Source organism: Gulosibacter sediminis (assembly GCF_030011715.1).
Taxonomy (GTDB): Bacteria; Actinomycetota; Actinomycetes; order Actinomycetales; family Microbacteriaceae; genus Gulosibacter; species Gulosibacter sediminis.
This window is the reverse complement of record NZ_JASCYH010000017.1, coordinates 1-15043: the sequence shown is the minus strand read 5'-3', so window position 1 is coordinate 15043 and position 15043 is coordinate 1. Positions and strand designations below refer to the sequence as shown.

The window sequence follows — 15043 nt, the reverse complement described above, 5'->3', positions numbered from 1 at the left end:
GCATGGCAGCCCGGGGCTAGGACACGCGCCGCCAGCCGGTGTCACTGAGGTCGGCGCGACCGAGCAGCTCGAGTTCCGCGAGACCGGCCCGGGTGTCGGTGAGGCTAAGGCCAGCGAGCGCCGCGAGCTCGGCTTCGCCGTTGCCGCGTCGGGGCCGAAGCGCGTCGAGCACTCGTACCGCCTCGTCGCTGAGCCGCGGTGAGAGTTCGACTACCTCGAGAAGCGGCACCTGGGCATCCGACGGACCGACTTGGTTCTCGCCGCCGGGAAACAGCCGACCATCGGAGCAGCCGAGGCGCCATAGCTCGACCGCATCGTCGCCCGAGCAGATCATGGTGGCGGCGCCCTCGCGGATCAGGCGGTGGCAGCCGACCGACGTCGCCGAGGTGATGGCGCCGGGCACCGCGCCAAGCTCGCGGCCGAGCGCGCTCGCGTGGTTCGCGGTGTTCAGTGCACCGGAGCGCGCCCCGGCCTCGACGACGATGGTCGCCGGTGCGAGCGCCGCGATGAGTCGGTTACGCTGCAAAAATCGCCACTTGGTCGGCGCCTGGCCGCAGGGTGCCTCCGAGACGACGAGCCCGCCCTGGGCGAGCAACCGTTGAAATAGTTCGCTGTTGCCCGCCGGATACAAGCGGTCGACCCCGCCCGCGAGCACGGCGACGGTGTCGGCCTCGCTCGCGAGCGCGACGCGATGCGCCTGGGCGTCGATGCCGTAGGCACCGCCCGAGACGATCGACAGCCCGGCGCCGGCGGCCGCGACGACAAGTTCACCGGTGACGTTGTTGCCGTACTCGGTGCTCGCCCGCGAGCCGACGACGGCGAGGTTGCGCGCATCCCGGTGCAGGGCGTCGAGCCGGCCGCGCGTCCAGAGCCCAACGGCCGTGTGCACGCCCAGATCGTCGACCTGCGTTGGCCAACTCGGGTCGCTCGGCACCAAGAACCGGGCGCCGACCTTGGTCGCCGCGCGCACGAGCGGCACGACGTGCTCGTAGGTAAGCCGGGGTCGCCAGCGGGCGATGGCGCCCGACCAGTTGCGCGAGCGGGCCTCGAGCGGGTCGGCCGCGTGCATCCGCTGCAACACCATCTCGCTCCACCCCGCGATGAGGTCGAAGATGCACTCGACCCCGAGGGTGTCGCGCAGCACGCCGGCGTCGCCGTCACCCGGCTCGACGATGCAGCTCCAGCAGATGCGTGCCGTGATGTCGGCGAGGTCATCGTTCTGCGCGGAGCGGAGTTCGCGCACGAGCGGTGCAAGTCGGCGATAGGCATTGGACATAGGGGCTCCTTGACGTGCGATTAGGCGTCGACCGACGACGCGACGCGGGTGCGGTAGAAGAGGGCCTCGGCGATATGGCCGCGGTCGGGGCGGGCCATGCCCGCAAGGTCGGCGAGGGTCCACGCGACGCGCTGCGCGCGGGCATAACCGCGCATCGTGATCTGACCGCGGCTCAGCGCCTGGTCGAGCGGCTCGGAGGCGCCCGGCTCGCAGCGCAGGCTCGCCTGCCGCAGCAGCGCGCCGTCGAGTTGCGCGTTCGCGCGCACGCCGAACGCGGCGAGACGATGCCGAGCCCTATCGCGGGCGGCGCGAACATCGGTCGCCGCCGATTCGGTAGTGACGCTGCCGCGCTCGCCAGCGGCAGCCAGTCGCGCCGTCGCGGTCGAGACGCGTTCGACGCGCAATTGCAGGTCGATGCGGTCGAGCAGCGGGCCGCTGAGCCGCTGCAAGTAGTTGCGCTGCATCGTCGGGGTGCAGTGGCACTCGAGCCCGCGCACTCCCGCGTTGCCGCAGGGGCACGGGTTCGCCGCGAGCACGAGTTGCGGGTTCGCCGGGTAGGTCACAGTGCTGCGCACGCGGTGAATCGTGATCGACCCCGACTCGAGCGGCTGTCGCAGCGAGTCGAGCACCCGGCGGGGAAACTCGGGGGCCTCGTCGAGAAACAGCACCCCGTGCGCCGCCAGCGAGAGCGCGCCGGGCTGGATGACGCCGGAGCCGCCTCCAATGAGCGCGACGGCCGAGGCGGTGTGGTGCGGCGCCTGCAGCGGCGGGCGACGGTCGAGCCGCTCGCCGAGCGGCAGGCCACGCAACGAGCGCAGCGCGGCCACCTCGATCGCGGCATCATCGTCGAGGTCGGGCAGGATGCCTGGAAGCCGCTCCGCGAGCATCGTTTTCCCTGAGCCCGGCGGCCCGATCATGGCGAGGTGGTGCCCGCCTGCCGCCGCGATTATGACCGCCCGCACCGCGCTGTCGTTACCGACGACGTCGGCGAGGTCTCCGACACCGCCCACCCCCTCGGCGGCCCCCGGCCGCAGAAACTCGCGCTCGGCGCTGGTGGGCGCCGCGAGCGCCTCCGAGTCGGCCCCGTAGTACTCGGCGAGTTCGGCGAGCGAGGCGACCGGTACGACACGGATGCCATCGACGAGCTCAGCCTCGGCGCGCGCCGACGCGGGCACGAGAATCGCCTCAAAGCCGTGTTGCTTCGCCGCGTGCACCGCCGGCAGAATGCCCGCGACGGGTCGGATTGCCCCGGTGAGCGCGAGCTCACCGATGTGGGCATTACGGGCGGGCGCCTCGGCATCGATGACGCCGAGGCCAGCGAGCACCGCGCAGACGATCGGCAGATCGAAGCCAGCGCCATGCTTGCGCAGTTCGGCGGGCGCGAGGCTCACGGTGATGCGCTTCGGCGGCAGCGACTGCTTCGACGACTGCAGGGCGGCACGGATGCGGTGCTCGGCCTCGCCGATGGTCGCGTCGGGCAGGCCGATGATGAGCAGCTTCGGCACGCCGGCCGCGACCTGCACATCGACCTGCACCGCGTCGCCGCGGAGCCCCGCGAGTGCGATGCCCCAGGCGCGGGCGTTGCGCGCCATCTACTCGCCCACCCCTTCGATGTGCAGCAGGCTCGAGCTCGCGAAGCGCGGCATGACGATCGACACGACGTCGAGGCGAATCGGTACAAATGGGCCAGGGTGCTCGTCGAGCCAGCGATACGCGACCCGCGTCATGCGCGCGATCTTCGTTGGGGTGATGGCGTCGAGCGGGTGCCCGCTACCGATCGAGCTGCGCGTCTTGACCTCGATAAAAACGAGGTACCCCTCGCCGCGGGCGACGATGTCGACCTCACCCGCGCTGCAGCGCCAATTGCGGTCGATGATCTCGAAGCCCGCGTCGGCGAGGTACTTCGCGGCGAGGTCCTCGCCCTCGCAACCGAGCGTGATGTGCCGTGCCATGTGCGCCTCCCCAAACTGCGGTGAATGCAGTCATCTTGGAGAAGTGCGCTGGCGCACGCCCGGTCGTGGGCGCCAACGGTGGAAAGTCGCGCATCCACAGGCGCCGCGGGAGGCGCCGCGACACGCGCGCAAGGGCTGTGAGGAGGCCGAGAGTGCGGCGCCGATGTTCTGGGTCGAGCGCACGATGAGCAGCACCCTCATGATCTTCGCGTGGTTGGCAACGAGTCAGATGCGCGACGCGAGCACCACGATTCCCATGCCGCAGTCACGAACCAAGCGACTTACCATTCGCGCACTGGCAGCGCCCAGAAGTGCCACGTCACCCGCTAGCATCTGCACAATTTGTAACGCCTTTTCGCCGCAGATGTTGCATAAAGCACATGTCGAGTACCGTCTGCAGGTACCCGGAGACACCGACGTCCCGCACCCACACGTGCCAAGGAGTGACTATGACCACCGTCGCCGAGCGACTCGCCACCGCCCTCGCCCCCTACGCCGACGAGATGTTCGGCCTGCTCGGCAACGGCAACGCCTTCGTCGTCGACGCGATGCTGCGCCTCACCCCGATTCGCTACACCGCAGTGCGCCACGAAGTCGCGACTGTCGCCTCAGCGGATGCGTACTACCGCGCTACCCGCAAGCTCGCGATCGCTACCGCGACGTACGGTGCCGGGTTCACGAACACGATCACTGCCCTCACCGAGGCGTCGATGGCGCGCATCCCGATGCTCGTGCTCGTCGGCGACGCGCCGACGACTGGGTTGCGGCCCTGGGACCTTGACCAGGACGCCATCACCCACGCCGTCGGCGTGAAGAATGTCACGGTGCGCGCCGACTACGTCGCCGCCGCGGTGAATGACGCGGTGCGGTTCGCGCTCATCGAGCGCCGCCCGGTCGTACTCTCGCTGCCTTATGACCTCCCCGTCGTGACGAGCGACGAGGGCGACGTCGCGCCGATCGACTTCGACCAAGTGCTTGCCTCCGAGCGCCCGCAGGCCGACGCCGCGGCGCTGAAGGCGCTCGCGCGCGACCTCGCCGCGGCCCGTACCCCGGTCATCCTTGCCGGCCGGGGCGCGCTCGGCGCGCGCGGCGACCTCGCCGAACTCGCCGACCGTCTCGGCGCCATCACCGTCACCACGGCGGCCGCACGTGGCCTGTTCACGGGGCGCGCGCTCGACGCCGGCATCTGCGGTGGCTTCTCGTCGGAGCCCACCGCCGACTACCTCGCTGCGGCCGACCTCATCGTCGCGTTCGGGGCAGGCCTCAACCAGTTCACGATGGGCTTCGACCGCATGTTTGCGCAGGCCCGCCTCGTGCAGCTCGACCTCGCCGACACCGCCACCCACCCGGCCATCGAAACCTTCATTCGCACGGATGCGGCGGACGCGGCTGCTGTACTTCTCGCGCACACGCCCGCTCCCGAGCACGCGACCTGGCCGTCGCTCGACCGCGACGCCGTCGCGGCGGCCCAGTTCGACCGCCCGTTCGGCCGCACGAGCACGGACGCTGAGGATCCCTCGCCGATCGCCGCGGACGGCCAACTCGACCCCCGTGCCGTCACCGCCGCAATCGACGAGCAGCTGCCCGCCAAGCGACTCATCGCGACCGACGGCGGCCACTTCATCGGCTGGGCGAATACGTACCTCAGTGTTCCGGGCCCCGACTCGATCGTGCTCGTCGGCACGGCTTTCCAATCGATCGGCCTCGGTTTCTCGAGCGCACCCGGTGCCGCCATCGCGGCGAACGCTGATGGCCGGATGCTCGTACTCGCCACCGGCGACGGCGGCGGTCTGATGGCGCTCGCCGACCTCGATTCGCTCGTGCGCACCGCCGAACGCGCCACGGTCATCGTCTACAACGACGCGGCGTACACGGCCGAGATCACGCAGTACGGCATGCAGGGCCTTGACGAGCGCCCGATGCGCATCGACCAGGTGAGCTTCGCCGGCCTCGCGCAGGCCGTCGGCGCCCACGGCACCGAAGTGCGGACGCTCGATGATCTCGACGCGTGGGCCGAGTGGGTCGCCTCTGGCGAGAACGGCACCTGGGTGCTCGACTGCCGCGTCTCGGGCGAGGTCATCGCGCCGTACCAGCTCGAGATCATGGAAAACCTCAAGCGACAGGCCGCCGCCGCACGCTAGGTGTGGTTCCCCCGACGCGTCGCGTACGTCTAAGAAGGGAAAACCCTCGCACCGTCGACTCGCCGCGGATGCAGGCGGGCTACTCGTCGATCGAGAGTTCCTTCGGCAGTTCGAAGTCGTGCACGTTGAGTTCCTCGATGTTCACGTCCTTGAACGTGAGCACGCGCACCTCCTTGACAAAGCGGTCGGAGCGATAGATGTCCCAGACCCACACGTCGCGCATCGACAACTCGAAGTAGAAGTCGTTCGACGCATCCTTGCGGTCGAGGGTGACCTCGTTCGCGAGATAGAAGCGGCGCTCCGTCTCGACGACGTATTTGAACTGCTTCGCGACGTCACGGTACTCGCGGAACAGTGCCAGCTCTACGCTGCGCTCGTAGTCGTCAAAGGCGTCCTCGTTCATAACGCACCAGTCTAGGCCCGACGGTTGACTTACGCGTCAAGGATCTTCCCGAGCCAGCTTCGCCGATGCTCAGAGCTCGGCCCGAGCGCCCGAATCGCGTCGCGGTGCCCCTGCGAGCCGTACCCCTTGTTCTTCTCCCAGCCGAACGCGGCGAGGCCCTCGTCGCCGGCCGCGAACTCGCGCATCCGCGCGTCCCGCGCCACTTTCGCAACGACGCTCGCGGCCGCGACGCTCGCGCAATCACGGTCGGCCTTCGGCTGCACCCTGACGCGCAGCGGCTGCGTGAGCGCGGGCGAAAGCCAGTCGTGGCTGCCGTCGAGGAGCACGCTCGCGAAGTCGACCGGCACGCCGACCTGCCAGAGTTCGCCGAGCGCACGCACCGCGGCGGCGGCGAGGCACCGCGTAATGCCGAACTCGTCGATTTCGGCGGCGGAGGCCCAGCCGACGGCGGTGGCGAACGCCCACTCCGCCGACGCGGCCGCAAGGCGTTCGCGCGCCTTCGCTGTGAGCAGCTTCGAGTCGCGCAGCCCCTCAGGGAACCCCTGCTGCGCCTCGACGTCGCGGATCGCGCACGCCCCAACGGCGACCGGCCCGGCGATCGCACCGCGGCCAACCTCGTCGATGCCGATCACGAATTCGGTGTCAGCAAACAGCACCCGCTCAACCTCGAGCGTCGGCGAGACGGCGGTCACGGCTGCCGAGTCGGGATGCTCGCGAACACCTCGGAGTAGTTACTGAGGAAGCGGAGCCGGTCGAAGGGCCAGTTGATCATGAACGCGCGGCCGACGATGTTCTCGTACGGCACGAAGCCGCCGGTCGGAGTGTCCTGATGCGCCCGCGAGTCGGCCGAGTTGTAGCGGTTATCGCCCATGACCCACACCGCGTCGGCGGGCACGGTCACATCGAACTCGGTGCCGGATGCTGCGGTGTTGTCGCCGAGTTCGACGTACGGCTCGCTGATCGGCACGTCGTTGATCATGATCTGCCCATAGGCGTTGCAGCACTCGACGTGGTCGCCCGGCAGGCCGATAACTCGCTTGATGAGGTGGCTGTTCGTCTCTTCGGCTTTGAGGCCAATGAGTTCGAGCGTGCCGTCGGTGAACGCCTGCAGCGGCGCTTTGTCGACGGCTGGCTGCTGCGGCAGCCACCCACCCGGGTCTTCGAACACGATGACGTCGCCGCGGTTGAGCGGCACGAGGTCGGGCACGAGCTGGTTCACGAGCACGCGATCCTGCTCGATCAGCGTCTCGTGCATCGAGGCCGACGGAATATAGAACGGCTTGAGGAAGAACGTCTTGACGACGATCGAGACCACGAGCGCGATCGCAACGATGACGACGACGTCGCGGATGAACATCCCGAGCGTCGCGCCGCGGGCCACGACGTTGCCCCGGTCGTCGACCGCGATGTCGTTTCTGAGCCGGTGCCGCGGGGCGTGGGCATGCCGAAATACCTCGTAGACGAGAGCATCGTCCTGGCCATCGGCGCCGGCGTTGCCACTCAACTTCGGCAACTGATACTCGGCGTCGTCACGCACCCATGGGCTCCTCGTCGGTTGTGGTCTGTTGATCTAAGCACGAACGAGATTGACCCCGGTGCGTGAACGCACCGGGGTCAATCAAATCGTGATAAACGAGTTAGCTTTCGCGACGCTCGCGGATCTTCGCGGCCTTGCCGCGACGGTCGCGCAGGTAGTAGAGCTTCGCGCGGCGAACGACACCGCGGCTGACGAGCTCGATGCGGTCGATGATCGGCGAGTGCACCGGGAAGAGGCGCTCGACGCCGACCTGGAAGCTCACCTTGCGGACCGTGAAGGTCTCCTTGACCCCAGCGCCCTGGCGGCCGATAACGACGCCCTGGAACACCTGGATACGGCTGCGGTTACCTTCAACGATGTTGACGTGAACCTTGACGGTGTCGCCGGGGCGGAAATCGGGGACGTCCTTCAGCGACTGTGCGTCGATCTGGTCGATGAGGTTGGTCATGATGATCAATCACTCTCTGCGCCGCCACAGGTCGAACGCAATAGAAGTAAGTTTTCTTAATTCCGCGGGCAGAGTGTCCCCTGTGGCAGATTCACGCCGCGGCACAAACGACAAGCTTAGCGGGCAATCAGCCCCGCCGACAAGCCTCGAGTTGCGCGGAAGTTAGCTGGTGTGCGGCCGCGCGGTCCACTCATCGGGCTCGTCATCGTCACGCCCGCTCGGCTCCTCGATGATTTCGGCCTCGATCGCCTCGGACTCGCGGCGTACCGTGCCGCCCTCTTGTTCCTGCCAGGTCTCGTTCGTGTCGACGATGATCACCCGGCCCGCCTGCGGCCCGCGAGCCCGGCCGAAGTCGGAATTCGAGGATGCGCCGGCGGCACGCTCGGCACGCTGCCGCAGCTGCTCCTCGGCTTCCTTGCGATTGCGGCGCCAGAGCTGGGCGATTGCTACGCCAGCAAAGACGGCCGCGGCAACCTGCGCGACCGCGCCCCAGGTGCCGGGGATGGCCACGGCCGCGAGCCAGAACACGAGCGAGCCGAGGTACCAGCCCGCGTCGGCGGTCGTCGCCTTCTTCGAGATGCGGAAACTCGGGCGCAGCCAGAGCACGATGCCGAGGATCGCCATCTGGGCGAACGAGACAGGAATCAGAATGAAGAGGCCGAGGAAGCCGCTCACCGAGCGCTGGAAAACGATCCACGCGATGACGGTCCAGGTACCGGCCAGGAATGGCGCGGGGGCGAGGAGCGTGCTGAGTAGTCGGTGGATCCGCTTGGGCATAGCCAATAAATTACGGAAACTTGCTCCGCAAACGCCGGATCACCGCAGGAATTCCGCGCGCAGCGTATCGACCACGCCAACGGCCGAGCCCGAGCGCATGGTGGCGCGCTGGCGGTCGGCCGGGGTGGAGTCGACGATAACGAGGCCCGAGACGAGCTCGCCCTCGCAGCCGAGGTCGCGGGCGATCTCGAGCAGCTCGTCGATGCGGCGGGCGAAGCTGCCGCGGGCGGCCTCCTCGCGGCCGTCAGCCGAGACGATGAAGTTCGTGTCGAAGCCCCACCGCGCAGCGCGGAACTTGTTCTCCTGCACGACCCAGTCGGGCAGGTGCATTGGTTCCTCGCCGCGGTCGAGGGCGCGCAGCGCCTCCTCGACGATGCACTGCGTCAGCGCGGCGCCGGCGCCGATGTCAAACAGCGATGGCGCGGAGTCGGCGATGCGCACCTCAATCGTGCCGAAGCGGGGCGCGGGGCGCACATCCCACCGCAGTTCTTTCACGTCGAGAATCGTGCCCGAGCGCACCATCGCGTCGACCGTGGCGCCGATGTCGACCCAGTCGCGCAACTGCGGCGGAATACCACCCGTGGGTAGTTGCTGGAAGAGCATGGAGCGGTGCGAGGCGAACTGCGTGTCGACGCCGCCCCAGAACGGGCTCGAGCTCGACAGGGCAAGCAACCAGGGGAAGTTCGCGAGCACCGCGTTCATCACCGGCACCACCACATGCGGCGAAGGCAGGCCGACGTGCACGTGCAGCCCCCAAATCGAGAGCTGACGCCCCCAGTCGCGGGAGCGCTCGACGACGCGCAAGTAGCGGTCCTCAGGCACAAGCGTCTGCACGTGCCAGTCCGAGAACGGATGCGTGCCGGCGCCGATGGCGGCGACGCCGAGCGGGTCGCAGGCTGCGGCAAGCTTGTCGCGCAGCGTGCGCAGATCGGCGATTGCCCCGGGCACGTTGCGGTGCACATCGGTGACGAGCTCAACCGTATTGGTAAGGAACTCGCCGACGCAGCGGCGCTCGTTCACCGCGGCGATCACCTCACCGGCGCGACCGGCGAGGTCGCCGGACGCACGGTCAACTAGCGCGAGTTCCCACTCGACCCCGAGGGTGGCGCGTTCGGACAGGGTGAAGTCCATGGATGACATCGTACGCGGGGCACGGAGTCGATTATTTGATTGAACTGATTCCGAGCGGGACTCCCGCGGGGCCGAGAAATCTGCAAGAATAGTTAGCTGAGTCTGTGCCAGCGACCCTCTATCCGCAGCGTGCAGCGAATCCGGACGTCGGCGAGTGCGCCCCACGCACATCACCGCTCAGTCTTTGATCGTTAACTAGTTTCAACAAGCAGGAGACACGTGTCTGTCAAGATTCGTCTGAAGCGCCTGGGCAAGATCCGGGCACCGTTCTACCGCGTCGTGGTCGCCGACGAGCGCTCGAAGCGCGATGGTCGAGTGATCGAGGAGATCGGTAAGTACCACCCCACCGAGAACCCTTCGGTCATCGAGATCGAGTCGGAGCGCGCGCAGTACTGGCTTTCGGTCGGCGCACAGCCCACCGAGGCCGTCCTCGCACTGCTCAAGCTGACCGGTGACTGGGGTAAGTTCAAGGGCGAAGGCCCGACCGAGTCGCAGGTCAAGTCGCCCGAGGCCAAGGAAGCTTTCCAGGCCGACGAGAACAAGAAGCCCGTCCTCAAGCCGAAGTCGGAGCCGAAGGCTTCGCAGGCTGAGGCAGAGGCTGACGCTGAGGTTGCCGAGCCGGCCGCCGAGGCCGAGGCAACCGCCGAATAATCCCAAGAAGGAGTCCCCATGCTTGCTTCCGCGCTTGAACACCTCGTCCGTGGCATCGTTGACCGCCCGGACGACGTCCGCGTGGACGCAATCGACTCCGCCCGCGGCGAGGTCCTCGAGGTGCACGTGCACTCCGAGGACCTCGGCCGCGTCATTGGTCGACAGGGACGCACAGCGACGGCGCTGCGCACCCTCATCACCGCACTTGCCGACGGCCGCCGCGTCCGCGTTGACGTGGCTGATAACTAAGTTGTCCGCACGCAGCCGCAGCGGGATTACCCAGTTGCGCGTCGGACGCCTCGTCAAGGCACACGGGCTCAAGGGAGCCCTCAAAGTCGAGCTCTACACCGACGAACCCGAGCGACGCTTCGTACCCGGCGCATCCTTCTCGCTTCAGGTGCCGACGACGTCGCCGTGGCGCGGCAAGAACGTGACCCTGCGCGAGTTGCGCTGGTTCAACGAGTCGCCCGTCGCGTTCTTCGAAGATGTCACTGACCGCACCACCGCCGAGACCCTGATCAAGGCGATCCTTTGGGTCGACCAGGACGAGGCCGAGGAGCTCGCGCCCGACACCTGGTACGACCACCAGCTCGTCGAGCTCGACGTGCAGATCGACGGCACCTCGGTGGGCACGGTCGAGCGCGTCGACCACTTCCCCGCCCAGGATCTCTTGGTCGTGAAGACGCCGAAGGGCGACGTCATGGTGCCCTTCGTGAAGGACATCGTGCCCGCGGTCGATCTTGAGGCAGGCGTTGTCACACTGACCCCACCCGGCGGCCTGTTCGACGACGCGAGCGAGTAGCCCGCGATGCGCATCGACATCGTCACGATCTTCCCGCAGTTCTTCGACATCCTCGATCTCTCGCTGCTCGGAAAGGCGCGCGCGCAGGGCATCATCGACCTGCACATCCACGACCTGCGCGACGCGGCGCATGACCGTCACCGCACCGTCGACGACACTCCGTACGGCGGCGGCGCCGGCATGGTCATGAAGCCCGAGCCCTGGGGCGAAACGCTCGACGGCATTCTCGCGGCCTCGCCCGCCGAGAACGGCCCGCTCATCGTCTTCCCCTCCCCCGCCGGCGACGTGTTCACGCAAGCGCGCGCGCATGACTTCGCGGGCGAGGAACACATCGTGTTCGGCTGCGGCCGCTACGAGGGCATCGACCAGCGCGTGTTCGACTGGGCCGCCGAGCACGCCCGCGTCTCGCTCGTGTCGATCGGCGACTACGTGCTCAACGGCGGCGAGGTCGCCGTCATGGCGATGATCGAGGCCTTCGGCCGGCTGATTCCGGGCGTCGTCGGTAACCCGGCATCGCTCGTCGAGGAGTCGCACTCCGACGGCCTGCTCGAATACCCGAGCTACACGAAGCCCGCGCAGTGGCGCGGCCTCGACGTGCCCGACGTGCTGCTCAGCGGTCACCACGGCAACGTCGCGAAGTGGCGCCACGAGCAGCAACTCGGGCGCACCCAGCGCGTGCGCCCCGACCTCTACGAGGCCTTCACCACCCGCGACGACGCGTAAGTCTGCGCCGTCGCGGGCGCGCGCCTACTTGCGCAGGTACTTCTGCAGCTTCTCGAGCTCTTCGGGGCTCGGCTGACCGCCGCCGGACCCGCCACCGAAGGCGCCGCCACCGAACGACGATCCGCTCGGCGCGCTCTGCGCCGGTGCCTCGACGCCCCGCTTCGCCGGGTTGCCCGAGAACTTCTTGCCCTTCTTGGCGTTCTTCTTCGCCTGCTTGGCTGCCACCGCGCGGCCACCGCCCGAAGAGGGCATGCCGGGCATCGACGGCATGCCGCCGCGCGCGACCTGGCGCATCATCTTCGACGACTGCTCGAAGCGCTTCATGAGGTCGTTGACCTCGCTCACGCTCGTGCCCGAACCGCGGGCGATGCGCGAGCGGCGCGAGCCGTTGAGCACCTTCGGCGTCTTGCGCTCGAGCGGCGTCATCGACTGAATGATCGCCTCGATGCGCACCATGCTCGACTCGTCGAAGTCGTCGAGCTGCTGGCGCATCTCTTTCGTGACGCCCGGCATCATGCCGATCATCTTCTTGAAGTTGCCAGCGCGACGCAGCTGCTGCATCTGCTTGAGGAAGTCGTCGAGCGTGAACTCGTTCGCCGCGAGCTTCTCGGCGGCCTCGCGGGCCTCCTCCTCATCGAAGGCCTTCTGCGCCTGCTCGATGAGCGAGAGCACGTCACCCATGTTGAGGATGCGGCTCGCCATGCGGTCGGGGTGGAACAGCTCGAAGTCGTCGAGGCGCTCACCGGTCGACGCGAACATGATCGGGCGCCCCGTGGTCTGCGCGACCGAGAGCGCCGCACCACCGCGGGCGTCACCGTCGAGCTTCGTGAGCACGACGCCCGAGAAGTCGACGCCGTCTTGGAACGCCTTCGCGGTCGCGACCGCGTCCTGACCGATCATCGAGTCGATGACGAACAGCACCTCATCGGGGTTCGTCGCCTGCTTGATGTCGCGAGCCTGCTGCATGAGGGTCTCGTCGACACCGAGCCGACCGGCGGTGTCGATGACGACGACGTCGTGGAGCTTCTCGTTGGCGAGTCGGATCGACTCGCGCGCGACGCGCACCGGGTCGCCCTCGCCATTGCCGCGCTCGGGCGCGAAGACTGGCACGCCGGCCTGGTCGCCGACGATCTGCAGCTGCTGCACGGCGTTCGGGCGCTGCAGGTCGGCCGCGACGAGCATCGGCGAGTGCTTCTGCCCGACGAGCCACTTCGCGAGCTTGCCCGCGAGCGTCGTCTTACCAGCACCCTGCAGACCGACGAGCATGATCACCGTCGGCGGGCGCTTCACGAACTGCAGCTGGCGGGCTTCTTCCCCACCGAGGATGCGCACCAGCTCGTCGTTGACGATCTGCACGACCTGCTGCGCCGGGTTGAGCGCGCGGTTCACTTCGTCGCTCAGGGCGCGCTCGCGCACGTGCGCGGCGAAGTCCTTGACGACGGGAAGCGCAACGTCGGCCTCCAGCAGGGCGCGACGAATCTCGCGGACGGTGCCGTCGACGTCGGCTGGAGTGAGCTTGCCCTTCGAGCGCAGATTGCTCAGCGCGTCGACAAGGCGGTCTGAAAGGTTCCCGAACAAGGCCATAGTGTCGGCCATTCTACCGGCAATCGGCCGGGACTACCGGGCGGGCCGAGTCAGTCGGCGGCGTGCTGCACCGCGATCCGGATGAGCTCGCTCGCGCTGGCGGGTAGCTCGGGTTCTTCGCGCCAGATCGCGGTAAGTGGCCGGTGCAACTCGAGGTCGGCGACGTCGACGCGGCGGAGCCGCCCCGCCGCCAGGTCTTCGGCGACGGTGAGCGCGCTCATGACCGCCGGGGCTATGCCCGCCGTGACGGCGCCTCGCACCGAGAGGATCGCCGAGAACTCGGCCCGGGGCTCGGCGGCCACGAGTTGCGGATGCTGCTCCCCCAGCAGCTGCTCAAGCACCTGGCGCGTGCCCGAGCCCGACTCGCGCACGACGAGCGGCATCGCAGCGAGCTCCTGCGCGGTGATGAAATCGCGCGACGCCCAGTCGTGGCTTGGCGCCACGACCACGACGAGCTCGTCGTGGCCGACCACGTGGTGCTCGAGGCCGCTCGGCTCGTCGAGCGATTCGATGAAGCCGATCACGGCCGCGCCCGCGTGCACCTCGCGAATCACCTCGACCGAGTTCACCGCGTGCACGTGCGGGCTCGTCGCGGTGCCAGCCTGCTCGAGCTGGCTCAGCCACTGCGGCAGCAGGTAGCCGGCGATCGTCTGCGAGGCCGCGACCCGCAGCGTGCTCGTGCGATCGGCCCGGAGCGAGGTGAGCCGCTCCTGAAAGCGGTCGGTCGCGACGAGCAGCTCGGCGATCCAGTCGGCCACGACCTGGCCGGTCTCGGTGGGCTGCGAGCCGCGGGCACCGCGCTCGAGCAGGTCGAGGCCGAGTTCGTGCTCGAGTTTGCGCATCCGTTCTGACACCGCCTGCTGCGAGCGGTCGGCAGCCGATGCGGCCGCGTTGATGCTGCCACGCTCGACAACACGCACGAACAGTTCGAGCGAATCCAGGTCTAGACGGGTCACAGAGTCAAGGTAGCGCCTCCCGGTGTCAGCGGCTCCCAATACACTGGGCAACATGCAAGGACCACTGTTGCTCCCCTTCAATGGCGTCAGCCCCCGCATCCACCGTTCGGCATGGATCGCGCCGAACGCCACGATCATCGGCGACGTCGAGATCGGCCCCGACTCGAGCGTCTTCTACGGTTGCGTGCTGCGCGGCGACTCGGGTGCGATCCGCATCGGCGCGCGCTCGAACCTGCAGGACGGCACGGTGGTGCACGTCGATGCCGACGCCCCCTGCACCCTCGGCGACGACGTCACGGTCGGCCACGCCGCGATGCTCCACGGCACGACCGTCGGCAACGGCACCCTCGTCGGCATGCGCGCCTCGCTGCTGAGCCACTCGGTGATCGGCACCGGCTCGCTCATCGCGGCCGGCGCCGTCGTGCTCGAGGGCTTCGAGATCGGCGACCGCGTGCTCGCCGCCGGTGTGCCCGCGAAGATTCGTCGCGAGCTCGCCGAAGAGGAGTCGGCTGGGTTCATCCCCCATGCCGGCGGCTACGTCGAACTGTCGAAGCGCCAGCCGACGCTGCCCGAGGCGCTCTCGCTCGACACCTGCTGGTTCGAGTAAGGCGCGAACAACGACAGGGGGGCCGGTCACGATCGTGACCCGCCCCCCACGCGGT

At 68.3% G+C, this 15043-nt stretch carries 17 protein-coding genes; 6 read left to right on the top strand and 11 right to left on the bottom strand.

The features are described from left to right. Positions 1-16 precede the first annotated feature (16 nt). Genes dprA through QM019_RS07310 form a run of 3 tightly spaced genes read right to left on the bottom strand, consistent with a single transcriptional unit; the run spans position 17 to position 3228 of the window. Positions 17-1276: a DNA-processing protein DprA gene (gene dprA, locus QM019_RS07320; RefSeq protein WP_282852447.1), complete on the bottom strand. Its 1260-nt coding sequence runs from the start codon at positions 1274-1276 to the stop codon at positions 17-19. Between the two features lie 20 nt (positions 1277-1296). Continuing rightward, on the bottom strand, positions 1297-2868 hold the full coding sequence (locus QM019_RS07315) for a YifB family Mg chelatase-like AAA ATPase (RefSeq protein WP_282852446.1): 1572 nt from the start codon (positions 2866-2868) through the stop codon (positions 1297-1299). Continuing rightward, positions 2869-3228, bottom strand: coding sequence for a YraN family protein (locus QM019_RS07310; protein ID WP_282852445.1), 360 nt, complete (start codon positions 3226-3228; stop codon positions 2869-2871). It lies immediately after the preceding gene. A gap of 449 nt (positions 3229-3677) precedes the next feature. Here QM019_RS07310 and QM019_RS07305 point away from each other — a divergent pair, with 449 nt between their 5' ends. Continuing rightward, positions 3678-5369 (top strand): thiamine pyrophosphate-binding protein, encoded by a 1692-nt coding sequence (locus QM019_RS07305; protein WP_282852443.1) that lies wholly within the window; start codon positions 3678-3680, stop codon positions 5367-5369. 79 nt (positions 5370-5448) lie between these two features. Here the strand turns inward: QM019_RS07305 and QM019_RS07300 are convergent, their stop codons facing one another. The 6 genes from QM019_RS07300 to QM019_RS07275 all read right to left on the bottom strand — a co-directional run bounded on the left by QM019_RS07300 (position 5449) and on the right by QM019_RS07275 (position 9665). Continuing rightward, the gene (locus QM019_RS07300) at positions 5449-5772 is read right to left on the bottom strand and encodes a DUF2469 family protein (RefSeq protein WP_125107899.1); all 324 of its coding nucleotides are present in this window, start codon (positions 5770-5772) and stop codon (positions 5449-5451) included. A gap of 29 nt (positions 5773-5801) precedes the next feature. Beyond that, positions 5802-6464, bottom strand: coding sequence for a ribonuclease HII (locus QM019_RS07295; protein WP_282852442.1), 663 nt, complete (start codon positions 6462-6464; stop codon positions 5802-5804). Beyond that, positions 6461-7309 carry a signal peptidase I gene (gene lepB / locus QM019_RS07290; protein ID WP_241209220.1) on the bottom strand — a complete coding sequence of 283 codons (849 nt, stop codon included), beginning with the start codon at positions 7307-7309 and terminating at the stop codon, positions 6461-6463. The genes QM019_RS07295 and lepB overlap by 4 nt, the downstream gene beginning before the upstream one ends. Before the next feature lie 100 nt (positions 7310-7409). Beyond that, on the bottom strand, positions 7410-7757 hold the full coding sequence (rplS, locus tag QM019_RS07285) for a 50S ribosomal protein L19 (RefSeq protein ID WP_125107897.1): 348 nt from the start codon (positions 7755-7757) through the stop codon (positions 7410-7412). A 162-nt stretch (positions 7758-7919) separates the two neighbouring features. Next, positions 7920-8534, bottom strand: a complete 615-nt coding sequence (locus tag QM019_RS07280; RefSeq protein ID WP_282852441.1) for a hypothetical protein — start codon at positions 8532-8534, stop codon at positions 7920-7922. A gap of 39 nt (positions 8535-8573) precedes the next feature. Further along, on the bottom strand, positions 8574-9665 hold the full coding sequence (locus tag QM019_RS07275) for a carboxylate-amine ligase (protein WP_282825704.1): 1092 nt from the start codon (positions 9663-9665) through the stop codon (positions 8574-8576). Between the two features lie 219 nt (positions 9666-9884). On the opposite strand from QM019_RS07275, the gene rpsP reads away from it, so the two are divergent. The 4 genes from rpsP to trmD are packed head-to-tail and all read left to right on the top strand — an operon-like array spanning position 9885 to position 11841. Further along, positions 9885-10316 (top strand): 30S ribosomal protein S16, encoded by a 432-nt coding sequence (gene rpsP, locus QM019_RS07270; RefSeq protein ID WP_282852440.1) that lies wholly within the window; start codon positions 9885-9887, stop codon positions 10314-10316. A gap of 18 nt (positions 10317-10334) precedes the next feature. Continuing rightward, positions 10335-10565 (top strand): RNA-binding protein, encoded by a 231-nt coding sequence (locus QM019_RS07265; RefSeq protein WP_125107893.1) that lies wholly within the window; start codon positions 10335-10337, stop codon positions 10563-10565. Continuing rightward, complete coding sequence (rimM, locus tag QM019_RS07260) at positions 10555-11118, top strand: ribosome maturation factor RimM (protein ID WP_282852468.1); 564 nt, start codon at positions 10555-10557, stop codon at positions 11116-11118. Before QM019_RS07265 ends, rimM begins: the two co-directional genes overlap by 11 nt. 6 nt (positions 11119-11124) lie before the next feature. Beyond that, entirely contained in the window at positions 11125-11841 is a 717-nt protein-coding gene (gene trmD / locus QM019_RS07255; protein ID WP_282852439.1) for a tRNA (guanosine(37)-N1)-methyltransferase TrmD, read from the top strand. A 24-nt stretch (positions 11842-11865) separates the two neighbouring features. On the opposite strand, the gene ffh is transcribed toward trmD, so the two are convergent. Then, the gene (gene ffh, locus QM019_RS07250) at positions 11866-13425 is read right to left on the bottom strand and encodes a signal recognition particle protein (RefSeq protein WP_282852438.1); all 1560 of its coding nucleotides are present in this window, start codon (positions 13423-13425) and stop codon (positions 11866-11868) included. Positions 13426-13475: 50 nt separating this feature from the next. After that, on the bottom strand, positions 13476-14381 hold the full coding sequence (locus tag QM019_RS07245) for a LysR family transcriptional regulator (protein WP_282852437.1): 906 nt from the start codon (positions 14379-14381) through the stop codon (positions 13476-13478). 52 nt (positions 14382-14433) lie between these two features. Here QM019_RS07245 and QM019_RS07240 point away from each other — a divergent pair, with 52 nt between their 5' ends. After that, the gene (locus tag QM019_RS07240) at positions 14434-14988 is read left to right on the top strand and encodes a gamma carbonic anhydrase family protein (RefSeq protein ID WP_282852436.1); all 555 of its coding nucleotides are present in this window, start codon (positions 14434-14436) and stop codon (positions 14986-14988) included. Positions 14989-15043 lie beyond the last annotated feature (55 nt).

Excerpts from the sequence above, each read along its gene's own strand:
- QM019_RS07265 (WP_125107893.1), top strand. The coding sequence starts at position 10,335 with ATGCTTGCTTCCGCGCTTGAACACCTCGTCCGTGGCATCGTTGACCGC.
- QM019_RS07300 (WP_125107899.1), bottom strand. The coding sequence starts at position 5,772 with ATGAACGAGGACGCCTTTGACGACTACGAGCGCAGCGTAGAGCTGGCA.
- QM019_RS07310 (WP_282852445.1), bottom strand. The coding sequence starts at position 3,228 with ATGGCACGGCACATCACGCTCGGTTGCGAGGGCGAGGACCTCGCCGCG.
- ffh (WP_282852438.1), bottom strand. The coding sequence starts at position 13,425 with ATGGCCTTGTTCGGGAACCTTTCAGACCGCCTTGTCGACGCGCTGAGC.
- QM019_RS07305 (WP_282852443.1), top strand. The coding sequence starts at position 3,678 with ATGACCACCGTCGCCGAGCGACTCGCCACCGCCCTCGCCCCCTACGCC.
- QM019_RS07240 (WP_282852436.1), top strand. The coding sequence starts at position 14,434 with ATGCAAGGACCACTGTTGCTCCCCTTCAATGGCGTCAGCCCCCGCATC.
- QM019_RS07275 (WP_282825704.1), bottom strand. The coding sequence starts at position 9,665 with ATGGACTTCACCCTGTCCGAACGCGCCACCCTCGGGGTCGAGTGGGAA.
- trmD (WP_282852439.1), top strand. The coding sequence starts at position 11,125 with ATGCGCATCGACATCGTCACGATCTTCCCGCAGTTCTTCGACATCCTC.
- dprA (WP_282852447.1), bottom strand. The coding sequence starts at position 1,276 with ATGTCCAATGCCTATCGCCGACTTGCACCGCTCGTGCGCGAACTCCGC.
- QM019_RS07280 (WP_282852441.1), bottom strand. The coding sequence starts at position 8,534 with ATGCCCAAGCGGATCCACCGACTACTCAGCACGCTCCTCGCCCCCGCG.
- QM019_RS07315 (WP_282852446.1), bottom strand. The coding sequence starts at position 2,868 with ATGGCGCGCAACGCCCGCGCCTGGGGCATCGCACTCGCGGGGCTCCGC.
- rplS (WP_125107897.1), bottom strand. The coding sequence starts at position 7,757 with ATGACCAACCTCATCGACCAGATCGACGCACAGTCGCTGAAGGACGTC.